15 protein-coding genes are annotated in these 14,746 nt (G+C 32.3%); 1 reads left to right on the top strand and 14 read right to left on the bottom strand.

Annotated elements, in window-relative coordinates:
• Positions 1-190: 190 nt before the first annotated feature.
• The 8 genes from thiW to EQ029_RS07595 form a co-directional block, all read right to left on the bottom strand.
• The gene (gene thiW / locus EQ029_RS07560; protein ID WP_011275904.1) at positions 191-682 is read right to left on the bottom strand and encodes an energy coupling factor transporter S component ThiW; all 492 of its coding nucleotides are present in this window, start codon (positions 680-682) and stop codon (positions 191-193) included.
• Between the two features lie 21 nt (positions 683-703).
• On the bottom strand, positions 704-1,069 hold the full coding sequence (locus EQ029_RS07565; protein ID WP_011275905.1) for a YlbF/YmcA family competence regulator: 366 nt from the start codon (positions 1,067-1,069) through the stop codon (positions 704-706).
• On the bottom strand, positions 1,070-2,614 hold the full coding sequence (miaB, locus tag EQ029_RS07570; protein WP_011275906.1) for a tRNA (N6-isopentenyl adenosine(37)-C2)-methylthiotransferase MiaB: 1,545 nt from the start codon (positions 2,612-2,614) through the stop codon (positions 1,070-1,072).
• A gap of 298 nt (positions 2,615-2,912) precedes the next feature.
• On the bottom strand, positions 2,913-3,209 hold the full coding sequence (locus EQ029_RS07575) for a thiamine-binding protein (protein WP_011275907.1): 297 nt from the start codon (positions 3,207-3,209) through the stop codon (positions 2,913-2,915).
• 60 nt (positions 3,210-3,269) lie between these two features.
• Positions 3,270-3,881 carry a poly-gamma-glutamate hydrolase family protein gene (locus EQ029_RS07580; RefSeq protein WP_011275908.1) on the bottom strand — a complete coding sequence of 204 codons (612 nt, stop codon included), beginning with the start codon at positions 3,879-3,881 and terminating at the stop codon, positions 3,270-3,272.
• A 226-nt stretch (positions 3,882-4,107) separates the two neighbouring features.
• Positions 4,108-4,974 carry a 2-oxoacid:ferredoxin oxidoreductase subunit beta gene (locus EQ029_RS07585; RefSeq protein ID WP_011275909.1) on the bottom strand — a complete coding sequence of 289 codons (867 nt, stop codon included), beginning with the start codon at positions 4,972-4,974 and terminating at the stop codon, positions 4,108-4,110.
• A complete protein-coding gene (locus EQ029_RS07590; protein ID WP_011275910.1) occupies positions 4,975-6,735 on the bottom strand; it encodes a 2-oxoacid:acceptor oxidoreductase subunit alpha in 1,761 nt (586 codons plus the stop codon). It abuts the gene before it with no gap.
• Between the two features lie 134 nt (positions 6,736-6,869).
• Positions 6,870-7,664 (bottom strand): TIGR00282 family metallophosphoesterase, encoded by a 795-nt coding sequence (locus tag EQ029_RS07595; protein WP_011275911.1) that lies wholly within the window; start codon positions 7,662-7,664, stop codon positions 6,870-6,872.
• A gap of 158 nt (positions 7,665-7,822) precedes the next feature.
• On the opposite strand from EQ029_RS07595, the gene EQ029_RS07600 reads away from it, so the two are divergent.
• On the top strand, positions 7,823-8,038 hold the full coding sequence (locus EQ029_RS07600) for a hypothetical protein (protein ID WP_011275912.1): 216 nt from the start codon (positions 7,823-7,825) through the stop codon (positions 8,036-8,038).
• A 271-nt stretch (positions 8,039-8,309) separates the two neighbouring features.
• On the opposite strand, the gene rny is transcribed toward EQ029_RS07600, so the two are convergent.
• From rny to EQ029_RS07630, 6 genes are all read right to left on the bottom strand, one after another.
• Positions 8,310-9,869 carry a ribonuclease Y gene (gene rny, locus EQ029_RS07605; protein ID WP_011275913.1) on the bottom strand — a complete coding sequence of 520 codons (1,560 nt, stop codon included), beginning with the start codon at positions 9,867-9,869 and terminating at the stop codon, positions 8,310-8,312.
• Between the two features lie 386 nt (positions 9,870-10,255).
• The gene (recA, locus tag EQ029_RS07610; protein WP_011275914.1) at positions 10,256-11,302 is read right to left on the bottom strand and encodes a recombinase RecA; all 1,047 of its coding nucleotides are present in this window, start codon (positions 11,300-11,302) and stop codon (positions 10,256-10,258) included.
• 175 nt (positions 11,303-11,477) lie between these two features.
• Positions 11,478-12,620 (bottom strand): CinA family nicotinamide mononucleotide deamidase-related protein, encoded by a 1,143-nt coding sequence (locus EQ029_RS07615; protein WP_011275915.1) that lies wholly within the window; start codon positions 12,618-12,620, stop codon positions 11,478-11,480.
• A 154-nt stretch (positions 12,621-12,774) separates the two neighbouring features.
• Positions 12,775-13,350, bottom strand: coding sequence for a CDP-diacylglycerol--glycerol-3-phosphate 3-phosphatidyltransferase (pgsA, locus tag EQ029_RS07620; protein WP_011275916.1), 576 nt, complete (start codon positions 13,348-13,350; stop codon positions 12,775-12,777).
• A gap of 33 nt (positions 13,351-13,383) precedes the next feature.
• Entirely contained in the window at positions 13,384-13,776 is a 393-nt protein-coding gene (locus EQ029_RS07625; RefSeq protein ID WP_033080070.1) for a helix-turn-helix domain-containing protein, read from the bottom strand.
• Between the two features lie 21 nt (positions 13,777-13,797).
• Positions 13,798-14,628 (bottom strand): YmfK family protein, encoded by an 831-nt coding sequence (locus tag EQ029_RS07630; protein WP_016930681.1) that lies wholly within the window; start codon positions 14,626-14,628, stop codon positions 13,798-13,800.
• Positions 14,629-14,746: the final 118 nt, after the last annotated feature.

Raw genomic sequence — 14,746 nt, forward strand, 5'->3', positions numbered from 1 at the left:
AACGCTCGTGAGTTCATTTTATTGATTTTATTTATTTTTTAGAGTTAAGTTAAAAAATGATTCATCTTAATTTACAAATAAAAAAGATTATCACAACAAAATAAAGAACACATACGTTTCATAAACGACTGAACTTTATTTTACAATGATAACCTCAAATCAACTAAAACAATCTCTTATTTCCAAACTATTATTTTTTAAATCTATCTAGTAATCCTCTCTTTTTCAACATTATAAGTAAGAAATAACTAATTGCAGCTCCGATAAAACTTGAAATAATAAACGCTATCATTAAGGGTTTGACGAAGAAATCTTGCATACCTAAAACCCAGGCCATTGGTATACATAAAAGACTTCCTATAATGCCTGTACCAATCACTTCACCAACAGCAGCCATAAAGATATGTTTTCTATACATATAGAACACACTAGCCAATAGCACGCCAATCATACTTCCAGGAAATGCAAAAAAACTACCAGTACCAAATAAATTTCTTATGATTGATGAAATTAATGCTTGGGCTAAACCGTACCATGGTCCTACAAATACTGCACATAACACATTGATGAAATGTTGAACAGGTGCTGCTTTGACAGGACCTAATGGTATGATAATGATACTGCTTAATACAACATTAGTGGCAATTAACAGTGCAGTAAGTGTCAATTTTCTATTGTTCATAGTGCTTATCCCTTTCTTCCATTAATCCTTATGTTCTTCTTCATTATGTTCATTTAAACGATCTTCCATTGTGCTTATCATTAGTTGTAATAAATCATTTGCTTCATACTGAGCAGAACGAAATTCTTCAACTATTGGTAATTCATTAATTTCATCTTCTAGCGCTTCAATTTCATCTTCTGATTGTTGATAAGCATGTTGTTTCCCATAATTTTGAAAATTAACAGATTGCTTTTGTTGTTTTTTCAAGCGATTCATTTTACTTTCAATATTACGATTTTCATGAATTTGTTTCTCTATATTTTGATAAGATTTTATAAGATCTAAATCTTGAATTTTACTCGTGAGTTGATCGGCTTGTTTTAAAATATCATCTTTACTATACATTTAATTTGTCACCAATGGTGCATCGTTAAATTCTTTGAATGTACCATTTAATGAATATTGTTTTGTTTCATCAATTTCAACATTTACTAACTTACCGATTGCCTCACGTGGACCTTTAAAGTTAACTAACTTATTCTTTTCGGTATAACCTGCTAAAACCGTATCATCTTTTTTACTTGAACCTTCACATAAAACAGTTACAGTTTTGCCTTCATATTGATTCATGGCTTTTTCTGAATAATGTCCTACTTTTTTATTTAAACGTTGTAATCGTGCTTTTTTAACGTCTTCAGGTACATTATCTTTCATTTTTGCGGCAGGTGTACCATCCCTTTGAGAGTATAAATACGTATAAGCATGCTCAAATTGAACTTCGTCATATAGTGATAATGTCTCTTCAAATTGTTCTTCAGTTTCGTTTGGATATCCAACAATAATATCAGTAGTTAAAGCTACATTAGGTATTGATTTTTTTATTCTATTAACTAGATCTAAATAACTTTCTCTAGTATATTTACGTCCCATAATTTTCAATACAGCATTATTTCCTGATTGTACGGGTAGATGGATATGAGGTACAATATTGCCACCTTTAGCTATTACTTCAATCATTCTATCTGTAAAGTCCCATGGGTGACTAGTTGTAAAACGTACTCTTGGAATATCAATTTTGGAAATGTCTTCTAATAAATCTCCTAATCCATATTCTAAATCTTTAATATCTTTACCATATGAATTTACATTTTGACCAAGTAAAGTTATTTCTTTATAACCATCTCTCGCTAAACCGCGAACTTCTTCAATAATATCTTCTGGTCTACGACTACGTTCTTTACCCCTAGTAAAGGGTACAATGCAATATGTACAGAATTTATCACAGCCATACATAATGTTAACCCATGCTTTTGTACTGCCTTCACGTACTTTAGGAAGATTTTCAATGATGTCGCCTTCTTTAGACCAAACTTCGACAACCATTGCTTTAGAAAGGTATGCTTCTTCTAAAATTTCAGGTAATTTGTGAATATTATGAGTTCCAAAAATCATATCCACATTTTGGTATGATTTAAGTATTTTATTTACTACTGACTCTTCTTGTGACATACATCCACATACGCCAATTAATGCTTCTGGTCTATTCTTTTTTAAATGTTTTAAGTTACCGATTTCACTAAACACTTTATTTTCAGCATTCTCACGAATCGCACATGTATTTATCAAAATAACGTCCGCTTCATTAATATCTTCTGTTGCAGTATATCCTAAGGCCTGTAATATTCCAGCCATTACCTCAGTATCATGTGCATTCATTTGGCAGCCATATGTTTTTATTAAGAATGTGCGACCTTTGCCCATCCCTTCAAACTTGTCTTCTATATGAAAGTCACGATTATAATTTATATCTTGTTTCCCACGTTTGCGTGCTTCTTTTAAACTAGGTGGTTGATAAATATTTTCGAAATATTTACTATAATCTTTTTCTACTTTTCTATCGCGTTCATCAAGGATATTTATCGTACCAGCTTTTCTTTGTTCTTCGTTCACTTTAAAAAATTCCTTTCTATATGCCCTTATATCATTAGTTCATTATATTAAAATTAATAATAAAGTGCAAAAAGAGTTGAAATAGTTAATAAATTTGTCATTAAAAAAATGGAATGGGGTGGGATAGAAATAATATTTTTACAATATTTATTTAGATGTAATGCCAGCAAAGAAAGATTGACTAGCATTATAAAAGCTTGTTATAAGTATATTTTTAGATCAGTCAACTACTGCCATTATAAAAAATATAGCCTAAGACACAGATTTATGTCCCAGACTTATCTCATTTAAACTTTACTTACTCGTTATCATATTTTCCTGTTAACGTTTCAATTGTGATACCAGCTGGTACATGATAAAACTTAACTTGACTAATAATACTTGGACATTCTAATTCAACCATTCGTTCATGTAATTTCTGAATTAGGATTAAACATTCACTCATATCGCCTTGAACTGTCGTTTCAAGAGGACCCACTCTAAAATGAAGACCAGAATCATCAATAATTTTTATTGCCTCATCTACATAAGGTATAACGTCTTCATTGTTTGGCGTTTTCGGAACGATTTGAATACTCATTAATGTGTCTTGCATTAACAATCACCTCATTCAATATTATTACCTTAATTTTACCACGCCCTTATTTAACTTGCCTTAATTAATTGCCGAATTAATTGCTTGGCCAAAATCATACATTTTATCATCCCAATTTGATTCATCCATTCTACTTTTACGATTAAACTTATTATTTTTAAATAAAGACTTTCTTAAACTAGACGTTAACTCTATTTGCACACCTACACCATTTTTTGTACAATTCACGATATTATTATCTTGAGTACCAGACATATGACTAGGTGCTTCTTTTACTTCTATACCAATTTGACTTAATTCTTCAACAATACGCTCTTTTAAAAGATTATCTTTACCACCGATATAAGCAATTTCATCTTCACCAAGACATCCATGAATTGTGATTGCACTTTCACTTGTTTTTACTAAATCCATAGCAATGTCATTATCATAATTAATAGATGTTACGTGCAACTCATTGTTTCCTTTTGTTCGCATACCATTAAATGCAAAATAATTAAATTGTCCATCATTAGCAATAACACGCGCAAGTTCAGTAGTAGCAGGTTCAATTCCACCACCATGTATTGCCAAAATCGTTACGTTACTATCTCTATCTTCAGTAATTATCTCCCAATCCTCATTCTCAATTGTCTCATTTTGTAATTCTTTCATAGAATGATATTTATCCATTTTAAAAACCTCTCTTAGGTATAGTGTTATTATTATTCTTTCCCATTTTATAGGTTCTAAAAAGTATTTAAATGATTTTTAACAATGATTACTTAAACTAAAATATTTTAATATTTTCTATACATCATTAAGCAATGGTGTTATTATTTTCAATAAAAAAACTCTTAAGTTATAAAAAAAACTCACTTCAAAACTTAAAGCGTTTTAAAGTGAGCTCCTACAATTTCTATACAAATTGAGCAGTTAAGTTATTAAAATCTTCTTCTGTTATATGAATATCGCGTTTAGATAATGCACTTTCATTTAATTCTTCAATTTGAGACTCATATGATGGTGTTTCAGTATCTTGATATACAATACCTTTAACTAGTGATTCATAATCTAGAACAGTCTTCATTGCTAATTGTTTATCTGAAGTATCATAGCCTTCGATATCTTCTAAACTAGTTAAATGTTCTTTAAACCAATCATATGTGTTTACTTTGTTGTATGTTACACATGGTGAAAAGACATTTACAAAAGAAAAACCATCATGGTTAATCGCATCCTCAATTAGTTTAGTTAATGCTTTAATATCACTAGAAAAGCCTTGTGCTACAAAAGTAGCGCCTGATGATAAAGCTAATTCGAGTGGTGCAACATTCTTCTCGATATTACCTTTAGGGGTAGATTTAGTAACAAAACCAACCGCAGATGAAGGCGACGTTTGACCTTTAGTTAAGCCATAAATTTGATTATCCATAACAATATAAGTCATATTCATATTTCGTCTTAATGCGTGTATGGTATGACCCATACCAATAGCGTATCCATCACCATCACCACCAGAGGCAATGACAGTTAAATCCTTGTTCGCCATTTTAACCCCTTGTGCTAGTGGTAATGCGCGTCCATGTATACCATGTACGCCGTATGAATTAATATAACCAGATAATCGGCCTGAACAGCCAATACCAGTAATGATTGCTACTTCCTCTGGCTCTAACCCTACATTAGCTGCCGCCTTTTGAATAGCTGCTTGAACTGAGAAATCACCACAACCGGGGCACCAATTTGGCTTCACATTATTTCGAAAATCTTTAAATGTAGCCAATTATACCAACTCCTTACTTTCGCTTACTACTTTTTGTCCTTTAGATTCAATTTCATGAGGTAAGAAAGGTGTTCCATCATACTTAGTTTGATTAATCAATTTATCTTGAATAGTTGTATTCATTTTAAGGATATTTGAAAGTTGACCTTGATAATTATGTTCAACAATAATAACTCTAGATGCTTTATCGATAGCTGCTTGAATGACATCTTTCGGCATAGGATGTAGTTGTCGAATCTGCATTGTATTTACTTTTATACCTTGAGCGTTTAATCTTTCAGCACCTTCTTGAATAGCACCTTTACTAGATATGAACCCTATAAATAGAATATCTGCTTCTTCATGATGCTCATCTAACTCAACAGGCTTTTCAATTAGTAAATTTGATGTTTTACGCATTCTTTTTTCCATTTGTTGACGTCTATTTTCAGCCGCTTCACTCGGTTTACCTTCTTCATTATGTTCAACGCCAGTTACATGGTGTATGCCACCTTTAACGCCCGGAATTGGTCTAGGTGATACTCCATTTCCTGTTAATGCATATCTTCTAAAGTATTGTTTATCATCTTCTTCACGTTCAATATCAGATTGTAATAACTCGCCACGGCGTATTTGAATTTTATTATAATCTAAGCGTTCAACTGTTTGTTTACCTAACGATAATTGTAAGTCACTCAATATAATTACTGGGCACTGATATTCTTCGGCTAAATTAAAAGCCTCAATAGTTAAATAAAATGCATCTTCAGCATCTGTAGGAGCAACTACTATTTTAGGTATATCTCCATGCGTACCATAAATCATTTGCATTAAATCTGATTGTTCTTGCTTGGTTGGTAAACCTGTAGATGGACCACCACGTTGAGTATTAATAATGACTAAAGGTGTTTCAGTCATACCTGATAGGCCTATGGCTTCCATCATAAGTGATAAACCTGGGCCAGCACTAGCAGTGAATGCTCTGACACCTGCATAATTAGCACCAATTGCCATATTGGCTGCAGCAATTTCATCTTCAGTTTGTACTACTGTGCCACCTACTTTTGTGACGTTTGCAATCATATATTCCATAATTTCAGATGCCGGTGTAATTGGATAAGCAGCCATAAAACGAGAACCAGCTGAAATCGCACCTAATCCAATAGCATCATTACCAATCATATATAAATGTGGATTCTCTTCAGTCGTTTGTAGTTTGAAGTCTCCTTGTAAATCATTTAATTGTTCTTTCATCAATGTATAACCTTGATTTAGAGCTTCAATGTTCATTTCTACAACTTTTTCACCTTTTTTAGTAAACATATTAGTTATAAGGGTTTCAAATGTTGCAGTATCTAAATCCATGATTGCACATGTTGCTCCTACAGCAACCATATTTTTCATTAATGCAGTACCTAATTCTTTAGCTGTGCTAGTAAAAGGTAATTCAATAAGTTGAGCACGACATTGTTCAGGTTTTGTCGGTTTAGCTTTTGCATCAGCAATAATAATGCTATCTTCACGCATTTCATGATGATTCAATTCAATCGTTTCTTGATCAAAAGCCACTAAAATGTCTAAATCATCACTGATTGCATGTACAGGCGCAGTAGATACTCTAATTTTGTTATTAGTATGTCCACCTTTTATACGACTTGAGAAATGTCTATATCCATATAAATAATAACCTTTACGGTTCATTGCTGTGGCAAAGATTTCTCCAGTCGATTCGATACCTTCACCTTGTTGTCCGCCCACTTTCCATGATATTTGTGATTTCATATCATATGCCTCCTGTGGAATTAATTCATAATAAATCATAACAAAAATAACCACCGTCTTACTATGACAACAGTGGCAATTATTTAAATTCATACTAATGGACTATATTCGTTCTTCTACAAATTTCTTTTAAATTATTTATTAAATGGATGATCGTCATTAATTAAAATTCTTTCAATTTGTTTTGTTTTTCCATCTTTATCTAAATCTATAATAACACCAGATAGAACACTTCTTCCATCATCCGGCACAACATGACGTTGTGGTAAGCTTGTGATAAATCTCTCTATTACTTCATCACGATTAATACCTAATATACCATCGTAATATCCTGTCATACCAACATCAGTAATATACCCTGTGCCATTCGGTAGTACTCGTTCATCTGAAGTCTGAATGTGTGTATGCGTACCAACTACCGCACTTACTCTACCATCTAAATACCATCCCATTGCATTTTTTTCTGATGTCGTTTCTGCATGAAAGTCAACAAATATAAAATTAGTCTCTTTTTTAGCCTCTTCAATAAGTTGATCAGCTTTTTTAAAAGGGTCGTCGATATCTTGCATAAATGAACGGCCTTGCAAATTAATAATTGCTAATTTAATATCATTAATTTGAATAAATCTCATGCCTACACCAGGCGCTTCACTTGGAAAATTAGCAGGTCTTACCATTCTGTTCGCATCATCAATAAAGTCATATATTTCACGTTGACCGTATGTATGATTACCCATCGTCATGAAATCTACGCCATCTCTTAATAATTGTTTATATAACTTTTCAGTTAGACCCTTACCGTGCGCTGCATTTTCAGCATTAACTATACTTACAGTAGGTCTATATGATTGTTTTATTTTAGGTAAATATTCAGCAATTGCATTTCTTCCAACTTTACCTACGATATCTCCAATAAATAATATCCTCATTGAATGTTCATCCTCTCATAAAAATAGTTTAATTCATATAGGTCTATATTAAAAGAGGATATTCATACTCTTTTTAAATTTGATATCTATTTGCTTTAGCATGTATACAACATATGTTAAGATATGTTTATCAAAGTAATAGGAGTTGTAAAATTTACATGTCAATTAATATTGATCCAGAGAAGTTTGCAGAATTAGTGGTAAAATCTAATCCATCTAAATCTAAAGATGCAGAAGATATCGCTAAAGAAAGTCTTGAATTATACATCAACGCTTATCGTTTAGCTGAAAGATATTCAAATATTGCTACTAATTGCTATGATACAGCAGAAATAATTTCTGAATTAAGAAAAACAGATTTACAACTTAAATAATTTATAAGACTATCAATTAAGGATAAGCATAAACATCAAATAGTTTAAGTTTACAATGAAAATTTATATCAAATGATTGAACTTTGAGTATGTCCTCAATTAGTTTGTACTTTGGTTCTAATCATCTATTTGGAGTGAGACTATGAATTCGTAATGAATTCAATCTCACTCTTTTTTAATGACAACATTTCACCTACTTTATTATTATCAATTAATAATTGAATTTTAACTGAAAAGAAAAAACAGACCCAAAATTTGGATCTGTTAAAAATTATTTCGCATACTCTACTGCTCTTGTCTCTCTTACAACTGTCACTTTGATGTGACCAGGATATTGTAATTCATCTTCTATTTGCGTTTTGATGTCTCTAGCCAGTCTGTATGACTTCAAGTCATCTATTTCATCAGGGGAAACAATAACTCTAATTTCTCGACCTGCTTGAATAGCGAATGCTTTTTCTACACCATCATAACCTTCAGAAAGTGTTTCTAAGCGTTCTAATCTACGTATATAGTTTTCAAGCGTTTCTTTACGAGCACCTGGTCTAGCCGCAGATAATGCGTCAGCAGCTGCTACCAGAATTGAAATAATAGAAGTAGGTTCAACATCACCATGATGAGAGTGAATAGCATTAATTACAGTTTCATTTTCTGCATATTTTTTAGCTAATTCAACACCTATTTCTACGTGGCTACCTTCAACCTCATGATCTATCGCTTTACCAACATCGTGAAGTAATCCAGCACGTTTGGCCAAGCTAACATCTTCTCCTAGTTCAGCAGCTAGCATTCCAGATAAATGCGCCACTTCAATAGAATGTTTCAAGACGTTTTGACCATAACTAGTTCTATAATTTAGACGACCTAAGACTTTAACTAAGTCTGGGTGCATATTATGAACATTGATTTCGAATGTTGCTTGTTCACCAGCATCTCTAATAATGTCATCTACTTCTTTTCTAGCTTTATCTACCATTTCTTCAATTCTGCCTGGATGGATGCGTCCATCTGAGACTAAATTAACTAATGCTGTACGCGCGATTTCACGTCTAATTGGATCAAAACCAGATAAAATAACCGCTTCTGGTGTATCATCAATGATTAAATCAATACCTGTTAATGTTTCTAAAGTTCTAATATTTCTACCTTCTCTACCAATGATACGACCTTTCATCTCATCATTTGGTAAATTAACTACTGAAACTGTTGATTCAGTTGTATGGTCAGCAGCTAATCTTTGAACGGTAGTAGCTAATAATTCTTTTGCTTTTTTATCAACTTTTTCTTTAGCTTCTTTCTCTTTTTCTTTAACAAGTACTGCAATATCTTGTGACAGTTCTTCTTCAACCCTTTGAAGTTGTTCATTTACAGCTTCTTCTTGAGTGAGACCGGAGATGCGTTCTAATTCTTGTTCATGCTTCATTATTAATGTCTGAACACTACTCTCTTTTGCATCTACTTGTTGTTGTCTTTCTTCAAGTTTAGATTCTTTTTGTTCTAAAATCTCATCTTTTTTATCGAGAAGATCAGATTTTCGATCTAAATTTTCCTCTTTTTGAAGAAGTCGGGCTTCTTGTCTTTGAAGCTCACCACGTCTTTCACGTAGTTCTGATTCAGTTTGTTCTCTTATGATTTGGTTTTCTTCTTTTGCCTCTAATAATTTTTCCTTTTTGATATTATCTGCTTCTTTTTGACCTTGCTTAATAATATCATCAGCAGTTTGTCTAGCTTGTAATTGCTTTTGATGCAATAAATTTCGGGCTACAAAATACCCCACAACAACCCCTAGAATAATCCCCAGCAAAATGAGTAGGAGGTTTAATAAATTCACATAAACACCTCCTTTTTCTAGGTATTTGCTTTGTATATCAAAATCTCTTCATGATTTTTATAAATGTATAATAATTATACATATTAATTGTACGTTTATTAACTTGTTAGTGTCAAGATATGAAATTGCACTGTATTTCGAATTTACATACATTACTTATTTTATGTAAGTTTATATAAAAACAAAAAGCCTACTACAATGTTAAGTGATAAAAACTGACTCCTAGTATTTCATTTATTCAATGCTTAATACTGGAGTAGCTTATCAAATGTAGCAGGCTTATTTCATATACTAAAAGTGAATTTTAGTGAACTGATGTATTTTACTAAAACTTTATCGCTATATAGTTAGCGAAATATTCACTTCAATAATTAAAATTGTACATACTATTCTTCAACGAATAATGTTTGAGGTGCATCTTCTTCTTTTTCATCAACATCTCCATCGAAAATACCTAGTTTTTCTCGTAACTTACGATCGATTTCTTCTTTAACTTGAGGATTTTCTTTGAGATATGTTTTTACATTCTCTTTACCTTGACCCATTCGATCACCATTATATGAGTACCATGCACCTGATTTATCTACGATGTCATTTTCAACACCAAGATCAATCACTTCACCTTCTTTAGAGATACCTTGACCATACATAATATCTACTTCAGCGACTCTAAAAGGCGGTGCAACTTTGTTTTTGACAACTTTAATTTTAGTTCTGTTACCAACAATTTCTTGGCCTTGTTTTAACTGCTCAGCACGACGAACTTCTAAACGAACAGAACTATAGAATTTTAATGCACGTCCACCAGGTGTAGTTTCTGGGTTACCAAACATTACACCAACTTTTTCACGAATTTGGTTAATGAAAATAGCTGTTGTATTTGATTTTGAAATTGCACCAGATAATTTACGTAACGCCTGTGACATTAAGCGAGCTTGAAGTCCTACATGCGTATCGCCCATTTCACCTTCAATTTCCGCTTTAGGTGTTAATGCGGCAACAGAGTCAACTACTACAATATCAACCGCACCACTTCGAACGAAAGCTTCAGCAATCTCTAAACCTTGTTCACCATGGTCTGGTTGTGATAGATATAAATTATCAATATCTACACCTAATGCTTCTGCATATACCGGATCAAGCGCGTGTTCAGCGTCGATAAATGCAGCAACGCCACCGTTCTTTTGTACCTCTGCAATAGCATGTAAAGCTACTGTTGTTTTACCAGAACTTTCAGGTCCATAAATCTCTATAATTCTACCTTTAGGATAGCCACCTACACCTAATGCGTTATCTAATGTAACTGAACCACTTGAAACACTTGAAACACGGCGTCCTTTATTATCGCCTAGTTTCATAACGGCACCTTTACCGAATGATTTTTCCATATTTTTTATAACTGTATCTAAAGCTTTTTGACGATCATTATCCAAAGCGAAACCTCCTATTAACGAGTTAATCATCGTATTAATATCTTAATTAATACTATACATTTAATTGAATCTAATTACAAGTATTTTGCGAATATTTGTTCGCTTTTAACGATAAAATACAAGACAAAATCGAACAAACGTACTAAATAAGTGCTCTAGTTTTCAAAAATATTAACTATTTAAACCAATTTATTAAATTTATCATGGCATAATTTTGACTTCTGCTTTTTAAAATATTTCGTTTTAGAGGCATTTTAAATGTCTCATATTTAAACACACTGTCATCATAGTACCCAAGATAAACTTGTTCTTGATTGTGTAATAACGCTATACCCCAATCAGTTTTATATAAATCTTTTACATATTGAGATACATATTTTAATTTATCTAGAATATCATCAAAATCAGAAACAAAGACTGATGAATCAGGTAGTTGTCCTTTCAATAAATGATTTAAATCTTGGTTTTTCAAACGTGTATATAGTGCACCATTTGTCACACCATCATATATACTGAAACTTTTATTTATAATATTCATCAAAGCTTGTTCTATAACGATATCATCCGAACCGTAATAATAGTCACCTATTCTTGCAAGAATCTTCTCTTTAGTAGGTTCAATTAACTTTTTGCATTCATTTTCTGTATTGGCATTAGCAGTTAATCTAATATAAACTTCATGCGTACCAGCTAATGGAGCAATAGTTGGATTTTCTTGACTATCAATTAAATCCATTAACTCTGTTTCAACTTTAGATTCTCCAATTCCAGCGAATCTTAATTGTTCTGAGTGTATAACTCTATCTTCATCCATTAAATAAGGTAATAACTCATTCTTTGCCATTGGTTGCATTTCACTTGGTGGGCCAGGTAACAAAATGACTTTCTTATCTTCATATTCCACCAACATACCAGGTGCCATCCCATAATTGTTTTGTAATACTTTTGCACCTTCAATAACCAAAGCTTGTTGCTTATTATTGGGCGTCATTTCTTGTCCTTGTTCTTTAAAATAATTCTCAATATATTCTAATGCATTCGTATCTGTCACAAGATTTTTACCAAGCACCTTCGCAACAGTATGCTTTGTTAAGTCATCTTTTGTAGGTCCTAATCCCCCAGTAAACACGAGTGTATCAAAACGTTTTAACCCCTCTTTGATAACATACTCTAATCTTTGAGGATTATCGCCAATCACAGTATGTTCGACTACGCTTTTACCAATACTATTAAATAATCTTGATAAATATTGTCCATTCGTATTAGCAATTTGTCCTAATAATAACTCAGATCCAACAGCTATTATTGAAATATTCATGTCCATTTATCCCCCTAACGATAATTCTTGCACAACATCTATCATTATAATGCAAAGTATGACATTTATTCTAAAAATTGAACTAAAAAACCAAGAATAAATAGGAATAGAATTATCTTTCTATCACTATCATTCTTGGTTATATTTCACTAATTTAATGTTTGAAAACATCTCTACCTTTATAAAAGTATTCAATACCAGATAAAATCGTGAATAAAACACCAATATAAAGTAATACTTGTCCAATTTGAATGCCTATCCATGTTGCTAACAAATCACCTAATAAAATCCAAATAATTGCAACCATAGTTACAGCAGTTTTAATTTTACCTAATTGACCAGCAGCACTAACAAACCCTTGTTCAATCTGTAATAGACGTAATCCTGTAACAGCAAATTCACGTGCAATTATAATGATTGCTACTACTGAATTTGTAAGTCCTAATTGAACCATAACAATTAATGCACTGGAAACTAATAATTTGTCAGCTAGGGGATCTAAGAATTTACCCATATTAGTTACAAGTTGCCATTTTCTAGCTAAGTACCCATCTAGGAAATCACTTAAAGAAGCTACAATGAAAATGATAGCAGCAATAAGTTGTTCAATACGGATTTCAAATCCACCTAAAATAGATACATTGCCAAATCCAAAGTTTACTAGAGCAAATAATATGAAAAGCGGAATTAATATTACTCTGAAAACCGTAATTTGATTTGGAATATTCATGTTAAAGCCTCATTTCTAAATTTATCTCTCATTTTATAATAGTAACACAGCTAAGACCCATAAGATAAAAGTTATTATAATAATGCCACCAATAATTATCATTAATTGTAAATGTTCTTTACTCTTAGTACGATATGTAGGCGCGTCATCATTATGATATCTATATAAAAGTTCATTCAATTGATGTTGACTATCTGGTATTTCCTCTTGATGCGCTTGAATCAGTTGTTGTGAATCAATATTTACCACACTCGCATAACGTCGAATAAAACCCTCTGCGTAATCAACTTTAGCTAATTTATCAAACTGATTTTGTTCGATTAATTTCAACGTATCACGTTTAATTTGAGTGCGCTCTTCTAATTCTGCTAACGTCATTCCTAGCCTTTCACGTCTACCTTTTAATGTTTCACCAATTGTCTTCACTTTTAAAAGCCTCCACAACCACTATTCAAAAAATCCAAATCCTCCGCCAAACATGTCTTCTCCAAAGTCTAGCGAGTTTTTACTTTTAACTGTTTGTTGTTTCATTTGATCATATTCAATTTCTTGATTTTCATTTTCTCTTAATTCAATAATATAATCAAAATCATCCATGCTATAATTACCCGATTCCACAAATAAATCTGGATGTTCAACCACTTTGATTGATGGTAAGGTCATTACTTCACGCACTAATTCTTGATGCTTAGGGTTTGATTCTCTAGCAGTGACAGCGCCATCAATAATATAAACATGGTTAGAATCATATTCTCCTTTAATAAGAGAGCTTCGTACAGTTTGCTTAATCAATGTAGAACTAATAAATAGCCATCGCTTATGCGCACATACACTTCCTGCTACGATTGATTCCGTTTTTCCGACACGTGGCATACCTCTGATACCAATTAATTTATGACCTTCCTCTTTAAAAAGTTCTGCCAAAAAATCTACCAATAAACCTAAATCTTCACGTTCAAAACGAAAAGTTTTTTTATCATCGGCGTCTTGTTCAATATAACGTCCATGTCTAACAGCCAATCTATCACGTAATTCAGGTACTCTTAATTTAGTAATTTCTATCTCACTAAGCTCATTGATTATATGTTCAAAGCGATTAACTTTCTCAAGACTGTCCGTTTTAATTAATAACCCTCGTCGACCTTGATCAACCCCGTTAATCGTAACGATACTTATACCTAACATACCAAGTAAACTCGAAATATCACCCAGTAAACCTGCTCGGTTAACTGTGATTTCATATTCAAGATACCATTCTTTCTTTTCGGCTACTGTCATCAATATCCGCCCCTTGTTTTAAATGGTAACCTACCATCGGAATATTAAAATTAGTAATCATATTATAGCATTTAGAACTTGGTTCAAAAATCTTTTTTTAATGTGTAAGGGAAATTTA

It is taken from the genome of Staphylococcus haemolyticus (assembly GCF_006094395.1).
Taxonomy (GTDB): Bacteria; Bacillota; Bacilli; order Staphylococcales; family Staphylococcaceae; genus Staphylococcus; species Staphylococcus haemolyticus.